18 protein-coding genes are annotated in these 20,877 nt (G+C 68.6%); 4 read left to right on the forward strand and 14 right to left on the reverse strand.

Annotation, left to right across the window (positions count from 1 at the left end):
* Window positions 1-53 precede the first annotated feature (53 nt).
* Entirely contained in the window at window positions 54-941 is an 888-nt protein-coding gene (locus APT59_RS21260; RefSeq protein WP_059316657.1) for a M23 family metallopeptidase, read from the reverse strand.
* A 350-nt stretch (window positions 942-1,291) separates the two neighbouring features.
* Between APT59_RS21260 and APT59_RS21265 the strand changes: the two genes are divergently transcribed.
* Entirely contained in the window at window positions 1,292-2,092 is an 801-nt protein-coding gene (locus tag APT59_RS21265) for a helix-turn-helix domain-containing protein (RefSeq protein WP_059316658.1), read from the forward strand.
* A gap of 27 nt (window positions 2,093-2,119) precedes the next feature.
* On the opposite strand, the gene APT59_RS21270 is transcribed toward APT59_RS21265, so the two are convergent.
* The 7 genes from APT59_RS21270 to APT59_RS21300 form a co-directional block, all read right to left on the reverse strand.
* Window positions 2,120-3,019, reverse strand: coding sequence for a peptidoglycan DD-metalloendopeptidase family protein (locus tag APT59_RS21270; RefSeq protein ID WP_059316659.1), 900 nt, complete (start codon window positions 3,017-3,019; stop codon window positions 2,120-2,122).
* A gap of 77 nt (window positions 3,020-3,096) precedes the next feature.
* Window positions 3,097-4,017, reverse strand: coding sequence for a response regulator (locus APT59_RS21275; protein ID WP_059316660.1), 921 nt, complete (start codon window positions 4,015-4,017; stop codon window positions 3,097-3,099).
* Window positions 4,018-4,089: 72 nt separating this feature from the next.
* The gene (phoU, locus tag APT59_RS21280; RefSeq protein ID WP_059316661.1) at window positions 4,090-4,815 is read right to left on the reverse strand and encodes a phosphate signaling complex protein PhoU; all 726 of its coding nucleotides are present in this window, start codon (window positions 4,813-4,815) and stop codon (window positions 4,090-4,092) included.
* Window positions 4,816-4,872: 57 nt separating this feature from the next.
* The gene (pstB, locus tag APT59_RS21285; protein WP_156428981.1) at window positions 4,873-5,700 is read right to left on the reverse strand and encodes a phosphate ABC transporter ATP-binding protein PstB; all 828 of its coding nucleotides are present in this window, start codon (window positions 5,698-5,700) and stop codon (window positions 4,873-4,875) included.
* Between the two features lie 22 nt (window positions 5,701-5,722).
* Window positions 5,723-7,393: a phosphate ABC transporter permease PstA gene (pstA, locus tag APT59_RS21290; RefSeq protein WP_174523155.1), complete on the reverse strand. Its 1,671-nt coding sequence runs from the start codon at window positions 7,391-7,393 to the stop codon at window positions 5,723-5,725.
* A gap of 28 nt (window positions 7,394-7,421) precedes the next feature.
* On the reverse strand, window positions 7,422-9,707 hold the full coding sequence (locus APT59_RS21295) for an ABC transporter permease subunit (RefSeq protein WP_059316663.1): 2,286 nt from the start codon (window positions 9,705-9,707) through the stop codon (window positions 7,422-7,424).
* A 94-nt stretch (window positions 9,708-9,801) separates the two neighbouring features.
* Window positions 9,802-10,773 (reverse strand): PstS family phosphate ABC transporter substrate-binding protein, encoded by a 972-nt coding sequence (locus APT59_RS21300; protein ID WP_059316664.1) that lies wholly within the window; start codon window positions 10,771-10,773, stop codon window positions 9,802-9,804.
* Window positions 10,774-11,040: 267 nt separating this feature from the next.
* Between APT59_RS21300 and APT59_RS21305 the strand changes: the two genes are divergently transcribed.
* The 3 genes from APT59_RS21305 to APT59_RS21315 all read left to right on the forward strand — a co-directional run bounded on the left by APT59_RS21305 (window position 11,041) and on the right by APT59_RS21315 (window position 14,500).
* Window positions 11,041-12,339, forward strand: coding sequence for an MFS transporter (locus tag APT59_RS21305; RefSeq protein WP_059316665.1), 1,299 nt, complete (start codon window positions 11,041-11,043; stop codon window positions 12,337-12,339).
* Between the two features lie 11 nt (window positions 12,340-12,350).
* Window positions 12,351-13,532, forward strand: a complete 1,182-nt coding sequence (locus tag APT59_RS21310; protein WP_059316666.1) for a M20 aminoacylase family protein — start codon at window positions 12,351-12,353, stop codon at window positions 13,530-13,532.
* 101 nt (window positions 13,533-13,633) lie between these two features.
* The gene (locus APT59_RS21315; protein ID WP_059316667.1) at window positions 13,634-14,500 is read left to right on the forward strand and encodes a hypothetical protein; all 867 of its coding nucleotides are present in this window, start codon (window positions 13,634-13,636) and stop codon (window positions 14,498-14,500) included.
* A gap of 20 nt (window positions 14,501-14,520) precedes the next feature.
* On the opposite strand, the gene APT59_RS21320 is transcribed toward APT59_RS21315, so the two are convergent.
* Genes APT59_RS21320 through arnD form a run of 6 tightly spaced genes read right to left on the reverse strand, consistent with a single transcriptional unit; the run spans window position 14,521 to window position 20,866 of the window.
* The gene (locus APT59_RS21320) at window positions 14,521-16,203 is read right to left on the reverse strand and encodes an ArnT family glycosyltransferase (RefSeq protein ID WP_059316668.1); all 1,683 of its coding nucleotides are present in this window, start codon (window positions 16,201-16,203) and stop codon (window positions 14,521-14,523) included.
* On the reverse strand, window positions 16,203-17,600 hold the full coding sequence (locus APT59_RS21325; RefSeq protein ID WP_059316669.1) for a UDP-glucose dehydrogenase family protein: 1,398 nt from the start codon (window positions 17,598-17,600) through the stop codon (window positions 16,203-16,205). The genes APT59_RS21320 and APT59_RS21325 overlap by 1 nt, the downstream gene beginning before the upstream one ends.
* The gene (arnF, locus tag APT59_RS21330) at window positions 17,597-17,998 is read right to left on the reverse strand and encodes a 4-amino-4-deoxy-L-arabinose-phosphoundecaprenol flippase subunit ArnF (RefSeq protein ID WP_059316670.1); all 402 of its coding nucleotides are present in this window, start codon (window positions 17,996-17,998) and stop codon (window positions 17,597-17,599) included. The genes APT59_RS21325 and arnF overlap by 4 nt, the downstream gene beginning before the upstream one ends.
* Window positions 17,995-18,336 carry an EamA family transporter gene (locus APT59_RS21335; RefSeq protein ID WP_059316671.1) on the reverse strand — a complete coding sequence of 114 codons (342 nt, stop codon included), beginning with the start codon at window positions 18,334-18,336 and terminating at the stop codon, window positions 17,995-17,997. Before APT59_RS21335 ends, arnF begins: the two co-directional genes overlap by 4 nt.
* On the reverse strand, window positions 18,333-19,988 hold the full coding sequence (arnT, locus tag APT59_RS21340) for a lipid IV(A) 4-amino-4-deoxy-L-arabinosyltransferase (protein WP_237140550.1): 1,656 nt from the start codon (window positions 19,986-19,988) through the stop codon (window positions 18,333-18,335). Before arnT ends, APT59_RS21335 begins: the two co-directional genes overlap by 4 nt.
* Complete coding sequence (gene arnD / locus APT59_RS21345) at window positions 19,985-20,866, reverse strand: 4-deoxy-4-formamido-L-arabinose-phosphoundecaprenol deformylase (RefSeq protein ID WP_059316968.1); 882 nt, start codon at window positions 20,864-20,866, stop codon at window positions 19,985-19,987. The genes arnT and arnD overlap by 4 nt, the downstream gene beginning before the upstream one ends.
* Between the last annotated feature and the right edge of the window lie 11 nt (window positions 20,867-20,877).

A 20,877-nucleotide genomic window follows, 5' to 3' on the forward strand; every position in this document is an offset into this window, starting at 1 on the left:
CCGCCTGCCAGACAGGCGGCGACGCTATAGTGGGAACGCCTTTCCCGTGGGTCTCAGCGGTCGCCCAGCGCCATGTTGGGCAGCGCCGCCAGCGGCCGCACGAAGCGGAAGGGAATGGAGACCATTTCGCCGCCTTCGCGAGCCTGGACCACGAAGTGCAGATGGGGGCCGGTGCTGCGTCCGGTATTGCCGGACTCCGCCAGGGGCGTACCGATCTCCACCCGCTCGCCGGGACGCACCTTGACCGAGCCGCGGCGCAGGTGCAGATAGGCGCTCTGACTGCCGTCTTCGTGGGCGATGCGCACGAAGTTGCCCGACGGACTGGGGCCATGGCCGAACTGGCCGTTTTCCACGTCGATCACCGTGCCGGCGCGGGCGGCGCTGATCGGCGTGCCCTCGGGCATGGCGATGTCCACTGCATAGCGGCCCTTGGGCGTGTGGTGACTGAAATCACCCCCGGCGCCCTGGGTCACGTAGTAGTTCCCCTCCCGCCAGGGCCAGGCGTAGCCGTAGCCCAGTCCGCTGCCGGTCGCGCTCGGAGCGCCGTCCGCCAGCGGCGGCAGGGTGCCGACGGCCAGCTGCGGGCTATAGTTGAACGACTGGTCGAAGTGCATGGGAAAGCCCTGCTGGCGCTTGCGAATCACCGCCAGCTGCACGGTGGAGCGCGGCGCCACGACCTGACGGATCGGCCGTTCGGCGCCGGCCACGTTCACGGTGCGTTGCAGGCGCAGTTCGACGCGTACGGGCACGTCGAAATCGTTGCGGACTTCGAAGATGCGACCCTCGCTGGCGTTGCGGACCTTGAGCTTGACCTGCCCCTTGCGGGCCTGGCTCTTGGCAGAGGTCTTGGTCAGGGTCGCCGACTCGGCGGCCGGTGCAACGGCGGGCACGGCCAGGGCGAGGGTCAGGCAGGTGATCAGGGCGGTCAGGCGTCGGTCCATGGCATAGGGCCACCATGATGGGCAAGGACAGACGCTAACAAAGCCGCAGCGCGTGAGCGATGCCCAAACCTTGGCTTTGTGAAGCCGCTGGCAAAGCATCGTCATGAATAAAAAAGCGAGGCACTCAAATCCCTGTGCCACGCTGTCACCGATCGGACGGTAGTTCAAAATACAGGCCTGACGGTTCAGGCAGGTCAGCCAAGCGGCGGGTGTTCTGTGCGACACTCCCGCGAGAGGCATGTCTTCGGCGTGCAGAGGGATCACCCCTGGGCTCGCCTAATGCTCCGGCCATAGTGCTGCAGGTTAGGCCCTAGCGCCTTGACGATGCCCAACCGAAACGGACAGCCGCTATGCAGGAACAGACAATCGACCCGGCGCGGAGCGTGGCCGCGGACGCCCCCGTCCCCGCCGCCGGGCCCCTGGTGTCCCAGCTCAACACCTTCGTCCATGGCCAGGTGTGGCCGCCGCATGTCCACGATCAGGCGCACCTGATGTACACGGTCAACGGTGTGCTGGAGGTCACCACTCACGAAGGGGTCTGGTACGTCCCGCCCAAGCAGGCGATCTGGATTCCCCCGCGCATCGAGCACCAGGCGCGGGCCAATGGCGAAGCCACCCTGCAGGTGGTGGTGATCGAGCTGCCGAGCGGCCTGCCCTGCCCGCAGTCGGCCACCCGCATGGTGCTCATCTCGCCGCTGCTGCGCGAACTGCTGCGCTGCCTGCGCCGGGGCGGCGCCTCCTATGGCGAGGCAGAGCTGGGCAGGCATGTGCGGGCGCTGATGCTGGCGGAACTGGTGTTTCTCGAAGAGACCGCGCTGCACCTGCCGGCGCTGGCCGATCGCCGGCTGCAGACCATCCAGACCAGCCTGCACGCCGATCCCGCCAACGACACGGCGCTGGAGACCTGGGCGCAGCAGCTGCACCTCTGCTCGCGCAGCCTGGCGCGACTCTTCCTCAAGGAAACCGGCACCAGCTTCTCCACTTGGCGCCAGCACACCCGGCTGATGCTGGCCCTGCCACGCCTGGCCGCGGGCGAGCCGGTGACCCGCGTCGCCCTGGATCTGGGCTATGCCTCACCCTCGGCCTTTACCCGGATGTTTCGCCGGGTGCTGGGCGTATCGCCCAGCGAATATCTCAACGCCCAGGGCTAGCGGGTTCTATCTGACAAGCGCCGAGGATCAGGGACCGCCGACGGCGAAATTCGGCAGGCTGTCCACCGCCTGGGCGAAGCGGAAGGGAATGGACTCGACGGCCTCGCCGGTATTGCGCTGGACCACGAAATGCAGGTGCGGCCCGGTGCTGCGTCCGGTGTTGCCGGAAGCGGCCAGCGCCTGTCCGGTGCGCACCCACTGCCCTTCGCTGACCTTGATCGAGCCGCGCTGCAGGTGCAGATAGACGCTCATGGTGCCGTCGTCATGGAGGATGCGGACGAAGTTGCCGGAAGGATGGTTGCCGCGGCCGTCCTGGCCGGTCTCCACCTCGACCACCTGGCCGCTGCGCGAGACCACGATGGGCGTACCCTCGGGCATGGCAATGTCCACCGCATAGCGACTCTTGGGGGTGTGGTGGCTGAAACCGCCGCCAGCGCCCTGGCTGACGCTGAAGGGCCCGCCCAGCCAGGGCAAGGGATAGGCGAAGCCCGCGGTGAAGACCGGCGTGGCGCTACCCATCAGGGTGGTGAGCTGGGGGGTGTAGCGCTGCGGACGGCTTGGATCGGGGGCGACCAGGGTAGCCAGGCGGGTCAGGCTGCGCGCCGGCAGCACCTTGCGGATCGGCGCCTCGCCCACGCCGCTGACGTTCTGCAACGCCGAGAGGCGCAGGGTCACGGTCACCGGCAGGAAACTGTCGTTGCGCACCTCCAGCACCGTGCCACCGGCATAGTGCCGCGGCTGCAGCTTGACCCGCTGGTCCAGCCGCTCGATGGGGTCGTCGCTGAAGGTCATCACCTTGGCGCCCTTCTGCGCCTTGTCGGTGTAGGTGACCACGCCATTGGCATCGACGTACTTGTAGATGGGCGCCGCCAGGGCGGTACCGGACAGCGCGAGCGACAGCAGCAACAGGCGATGGACGAGGGGCATGGGCAGGACGTCAGAAATCCGCGGTATCACCGCCTCAAGCAGTCTCCGTGCCAGCCCCCTCATGGCGCCACCCTGCCCTAGGCGCCCGGCACGTAGTGCCGCTGGGCGGTGCCCTTGGCGATCAGCCGCGACAGATAGTCGAGCTTGGCCGGGTCACGGTCGATGAAGCGGAAATTGACCTGCACCCACTCGCTGGCCGGCGTCGCTTCCACCGCGGTCAGCGAATGCAGGTAGCCGTTGAGACGTGCCACGTCACCGCCGTCTTCGCCCTGCTCCAGGTCGAGCACGGCAGTTTCCAGAATTTGCGGTAGCGGATCACCCCGACGGACCACCAGCAGGGCCTCCTTGATGCTAATGGCCTTGATCAGGCAGGCCATGCTGGCGTTGGGCAGACGCAGTTGCCCCTGACCGAAGTTGGGAGCGGCCTTGCCCCGGGTGGGAGCCGACGGCGCAGCGCCAGTGAGCAAGGCGGCACTGGAGGAAGCGACCGGTGCGGCGGCGGGCGCGGCGGTCGGCTGGACCACCTCGCTACGGCCGGCGGTCAGGGCACCGAGAGAATCGTTGGCGAAACCGGTGGCCGGGCGCGGTTGGGCCCCGGCCTGCAGCTCGGCCAGCTTGCCGGTGCGCTGCAGGGCCTTCTTGACCTTGGCGGCCAGTTGCTCGTTGGAGAAGGGCTTGCCCATGTAGTCGGACACGCCGGCCTGGATGGCCTGGACGACGTTTTCCTTGTCGCCGCGGCTGGTGACCATGATGAAGGGCACGCCCTTGTGGTCCGGCTGGGCACGAAACCAGGTCAGCAGTTCCAGGCCGGTCATGCCGGGCATTTCCCAATCGCAGAGGATGAGGTCGAAACGCTGCTTGCCGAGTATCGTCTGGGCGCGGCGACCATCGGCCGCCTCATCCACCGCGAGCCCGGGAAACAGATTGCGCAGGCCCTTCTTGATCAGATCGCGGATGAAGGGCGCATCGTCCACAACCAGTACGTTCAACTTGCTCATCGGTCACTCCATGCCAAGTCTTGCAGCATAGCAGGCAGCTCCGGGACGCTACCCGGGGAGTGACCGGGCGGATCATTCCCGCGACCGGTTGACCTCTTCGGCCATGCGCTTGAGGCCCATGTGCCGTACATCGGTACCCTGCACCAGGTAGATCACCAGTTCGGCGATGTTGCGCGCATGGTCACCGACCCGCTCCAGGGAGCGCAGTACCCAGATGATGCTCAGTACCCGGGAGATGGAGCGCGGGTCTTCCATCATGTAGGTGGCCAGCTCGCGCAGGGCGGACTTGTACTCGCGGTCGATCAGCTTGTCGTACTGGGCCACCGACAGGGCCAGCTCGGCGTCGAAGCGGGCGAAGGCGTCCAGCGACTGGTGGACCATCTTGCGCACCTGCTCGCCGATGTGGCGGACCTCGACGTAGCCACGCGGGGCCTCGCCGTCCTCGGTCAGCTCGATGGCACGGCGGGCAATCTTCGAGGCTTCGTCACCGATGCGCTCCAGGTCGATCACCGACTTGGAGATGCTGATGATCAGGCGCAGGTCGGATGCCGCCGGCTGACGACGGGCCAGGATGCGCAGGCATTCCTCGTCGATGCCGCGCTCCATGATGTCGATCTGGTCGTCGATGGTGCGCACCTGGCGAGCCAGACCGGCATCGGCGTCGATCACCGCGCGCACGGCGTCGCTGACCTGCTTTTCCACCAGACCGCCCATGGCCAGCAGGTGACTGCGGACCTCCTCCAGTTCGACGTTGTATTGCTGGGAGATGTGCTGCGTGTGACCGTCTTTGTTGATCATGCTGTCAGTCCTGCCTGAGAGGATCGAGTCGCCGGGTGGGCACCGGTCTGCCTGGAACTAGCCGTAGCGGCCGGTGATGTAGTCTTCGGTCTGCCGCTTCGCCGGATTGGTGAAGAGGGTATCGGTGTCGCCGTGTTCGACCAGCTGGCCCATGTACATGAAGGCGGTGTAGTCGGACACCCGCGCCGCCTGCTGCATGTTGTGGGTGACGATGACGATGGTGTAGCGCTGTTTCAGTTCGTGGATCAGCTCTTCCACCTTGAGGGTGGAGATGGGGTCCAGCGCCGAGCACGGCTCGTCGAGCAGCAGCACATCGGGCTGCACGGCGATGGTGCGGGCGATCACCAGCCGCTGCTGCTGGCCGCCGGAGAGGCCCAGGGCCGACTCGTGCAGACGGTCCTTGACCTCGTCCCACAGCGCCGCGCCGTGCAGCGCCCATTCCACCGCCTCGTCGAGCACCCGCTTCTGCTTGATGCCCTGGATGCGCAGGCCATAGACCACGTTTTCGTAGATGCTTTTGGGAAAGGGATTGGGCTTCTGGAACACCATGCCCACCCGCCGCCGCAGCTCGGCGATCTCGGTGCCGCGGGCATAGATGTTCTGGCCATCGAGCAGGATTTCGCCCTCGATGCGGCAGTCTTCCACCAGATCGTTCATGCGATTGAAGCAGCGCAGCAGGGTCGACTTGCCACAGCCGCTGGGACCGATGAAGGCGGTGACGCGCTGGCGCGGGATCTCCAGGGCGATGTCCTGCAGCACCTGCTTCTTTCCATAAAAGAGGTTGAGCCGCGGCACCGACAGGGCCACGCCACCTTCGCTCGCCGCCGGCTGGGCGCTGGCCGCGTAGGCGGCGGCGGTTCTGAAGATGGAGGAATCGGAAGGCATGGGGTCTCCTCGGCCGTAGCCGTTAATCTTCCAGCAGCCGGTATTTTTCGCGCAGCCGGTTGCGCAGCAACACGGCGGACACATTCAGCCCGGCGATCACCAGCACCAGCAATAGCGCGGTGGCGTAGACCAGCGGGCGGGCGGCTTCCACGTTGGGGCTCTGGAAGCCAACGTCATAGATGTGGAAGCCCAGGTGCATGATCTTCTGGTCCAGGTGCAGATAGGGATAGTTGCCGTCCAGCGGCAGCGAGGGCGCCAGCTTGACCACCCCCACCAGCATCAGCGGCGCCACCTCGCCGGCGGCCCGGGCCATCGCCAGGATCAGACCGGTCATCATCGCCGGGCTGGCCAGCGGCAGCACCACCTTCCACAGGGTCTCGGCCTGGGTGGCACCCAGCGCCAGGGAGCCTTCGCGGATGCTGCGGGGAATCCGTGCCAGGCCTTCCTCGGTGGCGACGATCACCACCGGTACGGCGAGGATCGCCAGGGTCAGCGAGGCCCATAGCAGGCCCGGGGTGCCAAAGGTCGGCGCGGGCAGGCTGGCCTGGAAGAACAGCTGGTCCAGGGAGCCGCCCAGCACATAGACGAAGAAGCCCAGGCCGAAGACGCCATAGACGATGGCCGGCACCCCGGCGAGGTTGTTGACGGCGATGCGGATGGTGCGGGTCAGTGGCCCCTGGCGAGCGTATTCGCGCAGGTAGATGGCGGCGATGACGCCAAAGGGGGTGACGATCACCGCCATCAGCAGGGTCATCATCACGGTGCCGAAGATGGCCGGGAAGACGCCGCCCTCGGTGTTGGCCTCGCGCGGATCGGCGCTGAGGAACTCCCACAGCTTGCTGCCATAGAAGCCGAGCTTGGCGCCCACGCCCATGGCGTTGGGCTGGTAGGCGCGCACGATGCGAGCAAGGTTGAGCTCCAGGGTGCGGCCCTCGACGTCGCGCAGCACCACGCTGTCGCGCCGCCGCTCCTGGCGCAGGCCGGCCAGCTGGTCTTCCAGGTCGCTGTAACGCGCTTCGAGTTCGGTACGGCGCGCGGCGAGATCGGCCTGGGCGGTGGCATCGAGGCGGCCGTCCAGCTCCAGGCCACGGCCCTCCAGGCGCAGCCGCTCCAGCGCATGATTGACGCTGCCAATGTCATGCTTTTCCAGGCGCTCCAGGCGCTCGCTCAGGTCACGGGTGCGCAGCAGCCGGCGCTGCAATTCGGGCACGGCCGCCGCGCCCTTGGCCACCTGGCGCCCCTCTTCGCGCACCTCCAGCGCATAGCCGTAGAAGTTGCCCCATTCGCGGCGCTCCAGCACCAGGACGTCGGCGGGGGTCTGCGGATCCTGCAGCCAGTCACCGATCAGCCAGACGAAATCGCTGCCATAGAGGTCGCGATTGCCCAGCTTGAAGAGTTCGCGGGTCAGGGTTTCACCGCTGCCAGCCGGCAAGGTCATTCCGGCACTCTGCAGACGCGCCGCCGATACCGCTTCGCGCTCCACCACCTCGCCCAGCACCAGCCGCGGTTCGAGACCCGGCGGCGTGTAGCGCGCCTGTACCACCTCGGCCGGCCAGAAATGCGCCAGGCCGCGCACGGCGATGATGCCGATCAGCCCCAGGGTCATGAGCACGGCGATGGCCACGGCGCCGCCGCTGAGCCAGACGCCAGGCGCGCCGCCGCGCAGCCAGTGGCCAAGAGAGCGCCGCTTCACGACGCCTCGTCCCTGCGACGCGCTTGATTCAGAGCGCCGCATACTTTTTCCTCAGCCGCTGGCGGATCAGCTCGGCCAGGGTATTCATCAGGAAGGTGAAGCTGAGCAGCACCAGCGCGGCCAGGAACAGCAGCCGGTAATGGGTACCGCCCACCTCGGATTCGGGCATCTCGACGGCGATGTTGGCGGCCAGGGTACGCATGCCCTCGAACAGGTTGGCATCCATGATCGGGGTGTTGCCGGTGGCCATGAGCACGATCATGGTCTCGCCCACGGCGCGGCCCAGGCCGATCATCAGCGCTGAGAAGATGCCGGGGCTGGCGGTGAGCAGCACCACCCGCGTCAGGGTCTGCCAGGGGGTAGCGCCCAGGGCCAGGGAGCCCAGGGTCAGGCTGCGTGGCACGCTGTAGATGGCGTCCTCGGCGATGGAGAAGATGTTGGGAATGACGGCGAAGCCCATGGCCAGCCCGACGATCAGGGCGTTGCGCTGGTCGTAGGCGATGCCCAGCTCCTGGCTCAGCCAGAGACGCAGGTCGCCGGCGAACAGCAGCTCTTCCAGCCAGGGACTGAGCGAGAGTGCCAGCGCCGTGGTCAGCAGCACCACCGGGAGCAGCAGCAGGCTCTCCCAGCCCTCCGGGATCCGCTCGCGCAGACTTAGCGGCAGCCGCGACCAGCCGAAACCCGCCGCCAGGATGCCCAGCGGCAGGAGCAACAACAGGCTGAACAGCCCCGGCAGGTGATTTTCCACGAAGGGTGCCAGGAACAGGCCGGCGAAGAAGCCGAGGATCACCGTGGGCAGGGCCTCCATCAGCTCGATGACCGGCTTGACCGTGCGCCTCATGCGCGGCGCCATGAAGTAGGCGGTGTAGACCGCCGCGGCGATGGCCAGGGGCGCGGCGAACAGCATGGCGTAGAAGGCCGCCTTGAGGGTGCCGAAGGTCAGCGGTGCCAGGCTCAGCTTGGGTTCGAAATCAGTGGTGGCCGCACTCGACTGCCAGACCCGCGCCGGCGCCTCGTAATTCTCGTACCAGACCTTGCCCCACAGCGCCGACCAGGAGACTTCCGGGTGCGGATTGTCCAGGTTGAAGCCGAGCAGCCGGCCGTCCGCTTCCAGCAGCAGGCGATCGGCCCGGGGCGACAGGGCCAGCATCCCGGCAGTCGGCGCGATCTGCTCGCGCAGCAGGGTACGCCCGGCGGTGCTGTGGAAGACGCCGAGCTCGCCTGTGGCGTCCAGCGCCAGAAAGCCCTTGCGCCGCTGTTCGGGCACCAGCTGGACGATGGGCGCAGCGCCCAGCTGGAAGCTGCGGATGTGCCGCAGCACCGGCTCGCCATCCGGGCCGCGGACCATGAACCATTGGCCGATGCCGCCCTTGGCGGTGCCCACCAGCAGCGACACGCCGCCAAGCAGCTGGGCGCTGGCGGTGATCTCGTCATCGGCTGCGTCGAGCAGCTTGTAGTGGCCGTTGAGACTGCCGTCGCGCAGATCGAAGACATCCGCCTGGGCGCGGCCATTGAGGGCATAGAGCCAATGGCCGCGCGGATCCAGGTAGAGGGCCTTGGCGGCGGCATTGAGCGGACCGAATTGGGTAGAGCTCCGCACCGGGCTCGCCGCGTCGCCGGTCACCGGTGGCGCCAGTCCGGCGAGTCGCAGCGCCGTTACCCGATTGCCCTGAGCGCCGGCGAGCACCAGCAGGTCATCGTCACCGGCGATGGCGACGCGGTCCAGGGCCGCGCGCGGAGCGCCCAGGTCCAGCGGCTCGCGCCCGTAGGGGAAGTCGAGCTCGGGGGTGATGACACGGCTACCCTGGGGATAGCGGGAGACATAGCGCTTGTGCGCCACCAGCACGCGGCCATCGGACAGGCCCAGGGCGATCAGCCCGCGGGGGGCGTCCTGGGCCTGGCTGGTGATGGCCACCCCGGGCGGCAGCGGCAGGCGCTCGCGCGTGATCGGCTGGCCGTCGGCCAGGGTGAAGAACACCGCCTCGCCAGCGCGGGAGAGGTGCAGGCCGAGGCGATTCTGCTCATCGATACCCAACAGCAGCGGTGCGCCAGCGGCGGCCAACCAGCTGGGCTGGGGCAGCGGCTGCGCTTCGAGACTGGCGCCGCGCAACAGCGGCAGTACCACATAGGCCAGATAGAAGAAGATCAGGGTGATGGTGGCCAGGACGGCAAGGCCGCCCACCAGCACGGACCCTCGTACCAGTCGATCCTGCAGGGCCCGCCAACGTCGCCGCCGGCGTAGTGCGGGCGTGTTGAAGTCCAGCCGAGCAGGGCCGCGAGGATCGGGCAGGGACGGGGGTACCGGGGATTTCATGGCGCAGAGCCTAATCACGTCGTGTGACAGAAAGGTTACAGCGAATGGGCGGCCGCAGCCGCTACCACCGTGGCAGCGACCGGGCGCCAGGCGCTCAGTAGCCCAGGGTCTTCAACGCCTGCTGCACCACCGGGGCCGGCAAGGGAATGTAGCCATCCTTGACCACGGCCTCCTGCCCCTTGCGCGAGAGGATCAGCCGCAGGAATTCCCCTTCCAGGGGGTCGAGCGGGCGATTGGGCGCCTTGTTCACATAGACGTAGAGATAGCGCGCCAGGGGATAGCGCCCGGACAGGGTGTTTTCCTGGTTGTCCTCGACGTAGTCGGTGGTGCCTTGCCGGGCCAGGGCCACGGTGTGGACGCTGGCGGTCTGGTAGCCGATGCCGGAGTAGCCGATGCCACCGAGGGACTGGCTGATGGCCTGGACCACCGAGGCCGACCCGGGCTGTTCGTTGACGTTGGCGCGGAAGTCGCCACGGCACAGCGCCGCTTCCTTGAAATAGCCGTAGGTGCCCGACACCGAATTGCGACCGAATCGCTGGATCGGCCGCTTGGCCCAGTCACCGGTCAGCCCCAGGTCACCCCAGGTCTTGAGTTCGCGCGGGCCACCGCAGAGGCGGGTGCTGGAAAAGATCGCATCGACCTGCTCCAGGGTCAGCTGGCGCAGCGGGTTGTCCTTGTTGACGAAGATCGCCAGGGCATCGATGGCTACCGGCACCGCGGTGGGCTGGTAGCCGAAACGCTGCTCGAAGGCCTGCAACTCGGCGTCCTTCATCTTGCGACTCATGGGGCCGATGCTGGCCGTGCCCTCGATGAGCGCCGGCGGCGCGGTGGACGAGCCGGCCGCCTGGATCTGGATGTTGAGGTTGGGATACTCGCGCTTGTAGCTCTCGGCCCAGAGCGTCACCAGGTTGGCCAGGGTGTCGGAACCCACGCTCGACAGATTGCCGGAGACCCCGCTCACCTTCTGGTAGTCGGGGATGGCCGGGTCGACGCCCTCGGCCCGAGCGGTCGTGCCACTCAGCGCCAGAGCGAGCGCCACAGCGGTCAGCGGACCTTTGACGTACATGCCGGATTCCTCGCGGGGATGGGAGACGGGCCTGGGCCGCCGACGCTCAGGCGCAAGCGGGCACTCTAGGCGGGCATTGTGACGGATTTATGAGAGAGCGCCAGCCGCACTCGGCGCTTCGACTAGGCTGCAAGGACGCCGCTTCCTGCACCAGGCTGGCGCAGGCAGCGACCACTCGTCCGGCGCCAGGGCTCTGCCTTGCGACTCTCGCGTACCGGACCATCATTTGCATAGCTACGCATTCATCTCAGTGCAGAGGAACGCACCATGGCCCAGGCTCTTCCGACGTCCTCCACCCCGGCCGCTCAGGCAACCACCGCCCCGCCCTCGCGCGCCAAGCTGATCGCCGCGGCCAGCCTCGGCAACGGCCTGGAGATGTTCGACTTCACGGTGTTCAGCTTTTTCGCCGCCATCATCGGCCAGCTCTATTTCCCCTCGGATACCCCCTACGGCTCCCTGCTGATGGCGGTCGGGGTCTTTGGCGTCGGCTTCGTCATGCGGCCGCTGGGCAGCATGGTGCTGGGCGCCTATGCCGACCGTCACGGCCGCAAGCAGGCCATGCTGCTGACCATCTCCCTGATGGGCCTGGGCAGCGCCCTGATCGCCTTTACCCCGACCCACGCCCAGATCGGCCTCGCCGCACCGCTGATCCTGCTCCTGGGGCGCCTACTGCAGGGCTTTTCCGCCGGCGGCGAGATAGGCGCCGCCACCACCCTGCTGCTGGAATCGGCCAGCCCCGGCCGGCGCGGCTTCCATGTCAGCTGGCAGGTGATCAGCCAGGGCGGCAGTGCCCTGCTCGGCGCCGCCTTGGGCGCCCTGCTCACCCGCAGCCTGTCCGAGGCCGAGCTGCACGCCTGGGGCTGGCGTATCCCCTTCCTGGTCGGGCTGCTGATCATCCCGGTCGGCCTCTATATCCGCCGCCAAGTGGTCGAGACCTGGCGCGGCGCCGGCGCGGTCGAGGGCGGTCCGGTGCGCGCCTTCCTGCGCGAGCATCCGCGGCGCTTCGGCCTAGGTCTGTTGATCGTGATGTCGGCCACCCTGCTGACCTACCTGATGCAGTTCTACATGCCCACCTACATGACCCGCATCGTCGGCCTGCCGGCCACCAGCGCCTACCTGGCCGGGGTGGCCTCCAGCGCGGTACAGATGGCCGCCGCCCTGGCCGCCGGCCTGCTGCTGGACCGCTTCGGCCGCTACAAGCCGGTGGCCCTGGTCAGCCTGGCGGTGGCCCTGCTGGGCATCTACCCGGCCTTCGTCTGGTTGAACGACCCCACCACCCAGGGCCTGGCCTTCGCCGCTCGCTTCGTGGTGATCACCGCCATGAGCGTCAACATGACCGCCGGTCTGCTGCTGATCCTCGCCGGATTGCCGCGGCCGGTGCGCGCCACGGGCCTGGCCATGACCTACGCCCTGGCGGTGACGTTGTTCGGCGGCACCGCCCAGTTCATCGCCACCTGGCTGATCGAGGCCACCGGCAGCCCGCTCGCCCCGGCCTGGTACCTGATCGTCATGCTGCTGATAGGATGGCTGGCATTGCTGAGCTATCCCGAACGCCACCTGGACTGAGAGAGATCGCCATGAGCCTTGCCACCGCTGCGGATCAAGACGCCACCGCCCGTCACATCGCCGGCTACCTGCCGGAAATGGTCGCCCTGCGCCGCGACATCCACCGCCATCCCGAACTGGGCTACCAGGAGCAGCGCACCAGCGACCTGGTGGCTGCCGCCCTCGAAGGTTGGGGTTACGAAGTCCATCGCGGTCTGGGTGGTACCGGAGTGGTCGGTACCCTGCGCGCCGGCAGCGGCAGCAAGGTGCTGGGCATCCGCGCCGACATGGACGCCCTGCCGATCCTGGAAACCACCGGGCTCGACTACGCCAGCCAGCACCCCGGACGCATGCACGCCTGCGGTCACGACGGCCACACCACCACCCTGCTCACCGCCGCCCGCTGCCTGGCCGAGACCCGCGCCTTCGACGGCACCCTGCACCTGATCTTCCAGCCAGCCGAGGAAGGCCTGGGCGGCGCCCTGAAGATGATGCAGGACGGCCTCTTCGAGCTGTTCCCCTGCGACCAGGTATTCGGCCTGCACAACATGCCCGGCGTGCCCACCGGCAAGTTCTGCTTTGTCGACGGCGCCGCCATGGCCTCCTCGGATACCGCCCTGCTGCGCATCCGTGGCCAGGGCGGCCACGGCGCGGTACCGGACAAGGCCGTCGACCCCATCGTCGCCAGCGCGGCCACGGTGATGGCGCTGCAAACCGTGGTCTCGCGCAACGTGGCGCCGCTGGACACCGCGGTGGTCACCGTGGGCAGCATCCACGGCGGCGAGGCCTCCAACGTCATCCCCGACGCGGTGGAGATGAAGCTCACCATCCGCGCCTTCCAGGACAGCACCCGCGACCTGCTGGAGCAGCGCATCGGCGCCCTGGTGCGCGCCCAGGCGGAAAGCTTCGGCGCCACGGCCGAACTGGACTACCAGCGTGGCTATCCGGTGCTGGTCAACCATGACAGCCCCACCGCCTTCGCCCGCCAGGTGGCGGTCGAGCACTTCGGCGCCGAGGCCCTGCATCCCTTCGCGCCCATCCCGGCCAGCGAGGACTTCGCCTACATGCTGCAGCAGGTGCCCGGCTGCTACCTGTTCGTCGGCAACGGGCCGAGCGCCAACCTGCACAACGCGGCCTACGACTTCAACGACGCCCTGCTGCCGGTGGGCGCGCGCTACTGGGTCAAGCTGACCGAGGCCTTCCTCACCGCCTGAGGCGCCGCCCCGCCGGCACCCTCACCCAGGGTGCCGGCGACGGAATCTTCACGCGCGGGCCGCTAGACTGCAGGGTCATCCCCCAACCTCGAGAGGTCGCCATGCGACGTGTTTCGCGCCTGGGCTGGCGCCAGGGTCTGGCGCTGGGTGTCGTTGTGCTGGCCGCGGGCTTCGCCTATCCGGCCTGGCGGCATTTCCATCCGGTGAGTGCCGCCGCGGGCTGGAGCTACCGGGAATTCGCCGCCGACATCCCCATGGTCAGTGCCCTGGCCGTGGATGCCGATGGCAGCCTGTTCGTCACCCAGGAGTTCTCCAGTCGCCGCGGCAGCCTGCTGCGCCTGCTGGCCAATGGCGAGCGCCAGCCGGTGCTGGGCGAGCTGTCCAAGCCGGATGGCCTGGTGATGTTCCAGGGCGGTCTGGTGGTCAGCCAGGAAGGCGGTCCGCTGCCGGTGTTTCTCCTGCGCGACGGGCATCGCGACGCCCTGTTCGACGGTAACGATGTCGAGGGCGTCGCCACCGATGGCCAGACCCTCTATGCCATCGAGGACCTGCCGCGCGGGCGTCTGCTCAGCTACGACCCGGTACAGCGACGCCTGGCGGTGCTGCGCGAGGGCCTGGAAGAAGGCGAAGGGGTGGCGCGCTGCCCGGATGGCCGGCTGTTCTATACCGAAAAGGCCAAGGGCTGGGTCAAGCAGTGGCAACCCGGGGGTGCAGACACCCTGGTCGCCACGGGCCTCGACGCCCCCGGTTTCGTGCAGTGCTCGGCCGATGGCCTGTGGATCACCGAGGATGCCACCCACGGCGCCCGGGTGCTGCTGGTCGAGCCCGACGGCCACCTGGTCACGGTGCTCTCGCACCTGCGCTCGGCGCAGACCCTGATCCGCCGTGGCGACGGCCACTATCTGGTCGCCGAGCAGGGGCGCAACCGGATCCTGGAGTTCTCTCGAGAAGCTGGAGCCGACCGCTAGGGCGATCGGCTCCAGGGGCCTCAGGGCAGGCGATACACCAGGCAGGGATTGCCGTTGAGATGGCGGCCCAGCACCGGGGTCAGGTCGGCCAAGGGGGTGCCGGCCAGCAGGCCGCGGTCGTCGCGGGCCAGGATGATCCAGGCGCCGGACGGCAGGTGCGCCAGGTCCGCGACCTGGGGCCGAGCGATGAAGATCGGCTGCTCGTCATGGTCCAGGTTCATCATGTAGCGGATCGCCCAGCTGTCCTGGCCGAGGCCGAAGAACACCAGCGGACCCGGCTGCTGCTGACGCAGGCCTTCCACCTGCTGGACGAAGCCGCGGGTGTCGTACTGCAGGTCCTGCGCCGGCTCCACCACCGCGACCAGCATCAGCCACTGGGCGGCCAGCGCCAGGGCGCTCAGGGCCAGCAGCTGGCGGCTACCGGTCAGCCGACGCCAGCCGACCAGGGCGGCGATCTGCAGGGCGACGAAGACCGGCACCAGCAGCACCAGGGAGACGTCCGGCCAGTAGCCGTGGCGCTGCCAGAGGTGACGGCAGACCAGCATGGCGATCAGGGCGAGCCCCGGCAGGGCCAGTACCAGCGCCGTGTAGAGCGGCGCGACCCGGCGGAACCAGCTCTCCGCACGCAGCAGGCCATGGGCGGCGATGGCGGCCAGGAAGGGCACCATGGGCACCACATAATAGGCCCGCTTGAAGTGCGGGATGGACAGCCCGATCAGGATCAGCAGGCCACTGCCGGCGAGTCCCAGCAGCAGACGACGCTGGGCGGTGTGTGGCCAGCTCAGCAGGCGGCGGCGCTCGGCGATCAGCACCAGCAGCGCCAGGGGCAGCACCGGCAGATAGCGATACAGACCCAGTTGCAGATAGAACCAGAACGGCTTGCCGCTCTCGTCCAGCCGGCCGGTGACCTGCATGTGCCAGACCTCGGCGGCGAAATCCGCGCCGCCTTCATGGTGGGCCAGCTGGATCAGCGTCCACCAGCCCAGGACGAGCAGGGCCAGACCGGCCAGGCCATAGCCAAACAGGCGTTGCAGGGCGAAGGTGCGGCGCGCCGGCTCGCCCCAGGCCACCACCAGCCAGTAGAGACAGACCACGCCGCAGGGCTCGATCAGCCCGAGCGGGCCACGGATGGCGAAGCCCAGGGCGAACAGCGGCAGCACCAGCAGCCGGCGCAGCGGACGACCGTCGCGGTCGGCGCTGTGCATCAGATAGAAGCAGGCCAGCACCACCAGGGCGACCAGCTGGTCGAGGCAGACCGCGCGGGCCTTTTCCAGCCACTGTGGGGTCAGGGCCACCAGCAGCACCGTGAGCAGCGCCCAGGTGCGGCGGGTGTCGGCCAGCAGCCGATAGGTCAGCGCCAGCACGCCGGCCGAGGCCAGGGCCGTGGGCAGGACATTCGCCAGGTGATTGGGCGCGCCGATCACCCGCGCCGCCAGCCAGCTCAGCCAGGTGGCAGTGCCGGGATAGTCCGGATAGGGCTGGCCGTAGGTGGTGGCGAAAAAGGATGGACCATGGCGGAACATCTCGCCGAGAAACACCGCCCAGCGGCCGTCGAAGCCCTGGGGCGCCTGGTTCCAGATGCCGAGGGTGAACATCAGGGTGGCGACCAGTCCGAGCAGCAGGCTTTCACGGCGCAGGCGACTGGCCGCCGGCAGCGTGGCCATGGGCGCGCTGCGTGGGGTCAGGGGCATGGGCGAGACCATCAGGCGGCATCCACGCGGCGGGCGACCTGGGGACCGCCCAGGGCGGCGCCACGACCGATGGCGAAGTATTCGATGCCGCGGCGCTCCATGCGCTCGGGATCGAACAGGTTGCGGCCATCGAAGATCACCGGCTGGTTGAGCTGGCGGGCGATGAGGTCGAAGTCCGGTGCCTTGAACTGTTGCCACTCGGTGCAGATGACCAGGGCATCGGCACCGGCCAGGGCCGCCTCGGGGGTGCCCATCAGCGCCAGGCGCTCGTCATGGCCATAGAGGCGCTGGGCCTCGGCCATGGCCACCGGATCGAAGGCGCGCACCTTGGCGCCAGCAGCCCAGAGGGCTTCCATCAGCACCCGGCTGGGCGCATCGCGCATGTCGTCGGTGTTGGGCTTGAAGGCCAGGCCCCAGAGGGCGAAGGTGCGACCGCGCAGGTCACCGTCGAAGTAGGTGTTGATGCGCTCGAACAGCTTGGTCTTCTGGCGCACGTTGATGGCCTCCACGGCGCGCAGCAGATCCAGCTCCACGGCATTTTCTTCGCCGGTGCGGATCAGCGCCTGCAGGTCCTTGGGGAAGCAGGAGCCGCCGTAGCCGCAACCCGGGTAGATGAAGTGGTGGCCGATGCGCGGATCGGCGCCGATGGCCTGGCGCACCGCCTCGATGTCAGCGCCGACGTGCTCGGCGAGTTCAGCGATCTGGTTGATGAAGCTGATCTTGACTGCCAGCAGGCTATTGGCGGCGTACTTGGCCAGCTCGGCACTGCGCAGGTCCATGCACTGGATACGGTCATGGTTGCGGTTGAAGGGCGCATAGAGTTCGCGCATCACGTCGCGGGCCACCGGCGAGTCGGTGCCCACCACGATGCGATCGGGCTTCTTGCAGTCGGCGATGGCGGCGCCTTCCTTGAGGAATTCCGGGTTGGAGACCACCTCCACGTGCAGGGTGCGGCCCTCTTCGGCCAGCACCTCGTGGATCAGCGCGCGAACGCGGTCGCCGGTGCCCACCGGCACGGTGGACTTGTTCACCACCAGCAGCGGATCGCGGGAGACCGGCTGGCCGATCAGCGGCTCGCGCCGCAGGCGGGCGATGGTCTCGGCCACGGCGAAGACGGCGGACAGATCGGCCGAGCCATCGGCGGCCGGCGGGGTGCCCACGGCGATGAATTGCACGGCGCCATGGGCCACGGCCTCGGCGGCCTCGTGGGTGAACACCAGGCGACCGGCAGCCAGGTTGCTGCGCACCAGCTCTTCCAGACCCGGCTCGTAGAGGGTTACCTCGCCGCGCTTGAGCTTGTCGATCTTGGTGCGGTCGATGTCCATGCACACCACCTGGTGGCCGACTTCTGCCAGCACGGCGGCCTGCACCAGACCCACGTAGCCGATGCCGAAAACGCTGATGTTCATAGGGTATTCCTCAGGGTGGGAGTGGCGCTGGCCCGTGGCCCGCCGACAAGGGCGACGCCGGCCACGACCAGCGCGACGCCCAGGGTTTTCCAGGGGGTGAAGGATTCGGCGGCGCCTGGCAGCCAGGCCGCGCCGAGGTGGACGAACACATAGGAGAGGCCCAGCGCTGCATAGGCGCGGCCCAGCGGCAGGCGCGCCAGGGCCGCCAGCCAGGCCAGCAGCGACAGGCCATAGCAGAGGATGCCCAGGGCCAGCAGCAGACCGGCCGCGCCGAACAGCGCCGACGGCGTGCTCAGCCACGTGGCCATCGCCGGCAGCCGCACCAGGGCGGCGCGCAGGGACAGTTGCGCGAGGGTGGTGAGCAGGATGCTCAGGCCGAGCGGGAACAGGCCGTTCATGCCTGGCCCCCCAGCAGCGCGGCGCCGGCGACGATGCAAAGGCAGCCGCACCAGGCGCGGGCATCCACCCTCTCGCCAAACACCAGCCGGGCCAGCAGGGTCACCGCCAGGGTGTTGAGCGAGAGCAAGGGATAGGCGACGCCCACCGGCACCCGCTGCAGCACCGCGCACCAGACCAGCAGAGCCACGCCCAGGCAGACCAGCGCGCCCCACAGCCAGGGCGAACGCAGTCGCGCGGCCAGGGCACCGCCCGCAGCCACCGCGCGCTTCTGGCCCAGTTGGCCGGCGCTGGTGAGCAGGATCACCAGGGCGATCAGCAGGCCGTCGACGGCGCTCATTGCCCGGTCCTCGGATAGACCAGCAAGACCAGGCGCTCGCTGGCGATGCTCTCGCCTGGCTCGGGCAGGCTGTCGAGCAGCTGGCGGTCACTGGGGCCGTCCACCCGCAGCAGGATGGCCACCGGGCCCTGGTCGCGATGGGCGGCGAGCCAGCCGGCCAGGTCGCGCTCTTCGATCAGGCGCCCGCTGTCGGGTTCACGGGCGAAGCCGTACTTGAGTTCGCCCGGACCGCCTACCAGCACCACGTCGTCGCGGTGGGTGGCCCAGGCCAGGCTGGCGGCCACGCCGAGGTCGTTGCTGACCAGCAGGCCGGCGTGCTTGAAGTGGCCGAGCTGGGCCTGGATGAAGCTGCTCGGCAGCTTATTGTCGACCAGGCCGTTGGGCAGCGCGACGGACAGCAGCGGCAACAGCACCCAGAGCGCCAGGGCCGGCGCCAACAGGGTACGCCGCGGCCAGACCAGCGCCGCCAGACCGGCCAGCAGCAGGGCCAGGGGCGCCAGCAGGGCCAGGCCATGGGTCAGGCCATGGGTTAGGCCTTCACCGGCCGCGTAGAGGCGACCGCCGTAGATCAGCAGGGCCACCAGCCCCGCCAGGCCCAGGAGCAGGTTGCACAGGCCGTTCAGGCGCAGCGCGCCGGTGGCACCGCGGCGTCCGGCCTCCAGCAGGGTACGCGCCAGCAGCGGTACCAGAGCGGCCAGGACGGGCAGCAGGTAGGTGGGCAACTTGCCCCGGCTGAGGCTGAAGAACAGCAGCTGGCCGACCACGGCGATGCCCAGGAAGGCGGTGCCGACATGCCGGCGTTCCTGCCAGGTACGTCCCAGGGTACGCGGCAGGAGGCCGGCCCAGGGCAGGATGGCCACCAGCAGGATGGGGCCATAGAACCAGAAGGGCCGCTCGTGCTGGGCGTCCTGGCCAGCGAAACGCTGGATGTGTTCGTGCCAGAAGAAGAAATTCCAGAAGTCCGGATCGCGATGGGCCACCAGCAGCGCCCAGGGGGCGACCACCAGAGCGGCCACCAGCACCGCGAGGGGACCGCGGCAGAGCAACTCGCCCAGGCGTCCCTGCAGCAGGAAGAAAGGCACGGCGACCAGCACCGGCAACACCAGGGCGAGAAACCCCTTGGTCAGCAGACCACAGCCACAGGCCAGGCCCAGCAGTGCCCACTGGGCCAGGGCCGCGCTACGGGTTTCGGCGGCCTGCGCCTGCCAGAGGGCGAGCAGCGCCAGTGCCATCCAGAAGGCGAACTGGGCATCGAGGGTCACATAGGTGGCCAGCCCCGCCACGGCCATGCAGGAGAGATAGAGCACCCCGGCGAGCAGCGCCAGGGAACGGTCCTGCCAGATCAGCCGGGTCAGACGCACCACTAGGGCGGCGGTGGCGAGACTGGCCAGCAAGGGCACCAGGCGCACGCTGAACAGCGAATCGCCTAGCCAGGCTTGGGCGATGGCCTGGGTCCAGTAGCCGCCGATGGGTTTCTCGAAATACGGCAGGCCGAGGAAGTGCGGCACCACCCAGTCGCCGCGGCGCCAGAGTTCCTGGGCGATCTGCGCATAGCGCGACTCGTCCGGGATCCACAGCCCGCGCCAGCCCAGCGGCAAGGCATAGGCCAGTAGCGCCAGCGGCAGCAGCATCCAGAACCGACGTTGACTCATGCCTGCACGCCCAGCCAGCCCTGGCGTCCGGCCAGGCTGCCCCGCACCAGGTTGCCCGCGGGCAACTGGCGCGGGTCGGCCGGCAGGCGGTCACCCAGGGTCAGAAAGAGAATGCCCTCCTCCCGCGCCGCCTTGAGCAGGGCGCGGAAGTCCTCGGCGAAGGCGATGCCTTCCACCTCGGCGTGCAGGGTGTAGACGTTTAGCGCGCCCGGACGGAAGCGCTTGAGCAGGTAGCTGTTCCAGTTGGCGGCAGCGAGTTCAGGGCCGACCACTTCGTCGAAGGTCGGCATGTCCACCGGTACCTGAGGGGTGCCGTGGCCGCCGTTGCCCAGCCGCGGCCGGAACAGGGCGCTGCCGCGGCAATCGCTGTTGTATCTGAGGCCGAAGGCCTCCTTGGCCAGCACCACGCGCGGATCGGCGCGCCAGCCAGCGGCGGCGGAGCAGTCCACCTTGGCACCGAGGATGTCTTCCAGGGCCTGCAGACCGCGACCGAACTCCTCGCCCAGTCGCTCCAGGCTCCAGTTGCCGGTGTGGGCCTGCCAGGCGTGGTGATCCCAGGCGTGCAGCCCGACTTCGTGGCCGCGGGCGCGGGTCTCGCGCATCAGGTGGCCGAGGTCGCGGCCGATGGGCCGACCCGGCCAGGCAGTGCCGGCCAGCAGGATGTCCCAGCCATAGAGGCTGGCGGCCTTGGACCTGAGCATCTTCCACAGGAAGGTGGGCTTCACCAGGCGCCAGAGGTGGCGCCCCATGTTGTCCGGTCCGACGCTGAAGAAGAAGGTGGCCTTGACCCCGGCCTCGTCCAGCAGGTCGAGCAGCCGCGGTACCCCTTCGCGGGTGCCGCGATAGGTGTCCACGTCGATGCGCAGGCTGGCCGGGATCAAGGTGTTCA

The sequence above is a fragment of the Pseudomonas oryzihabitans genome (genome assembly GCF_001518815.1).
Lineage (GTDB): Bacteria > Pseudomonadota > Gammaproteobacteria > Pseudomonadales > Pseudomonadaceae > Chryseomonas > Chryseomonas oryzihabitans_E.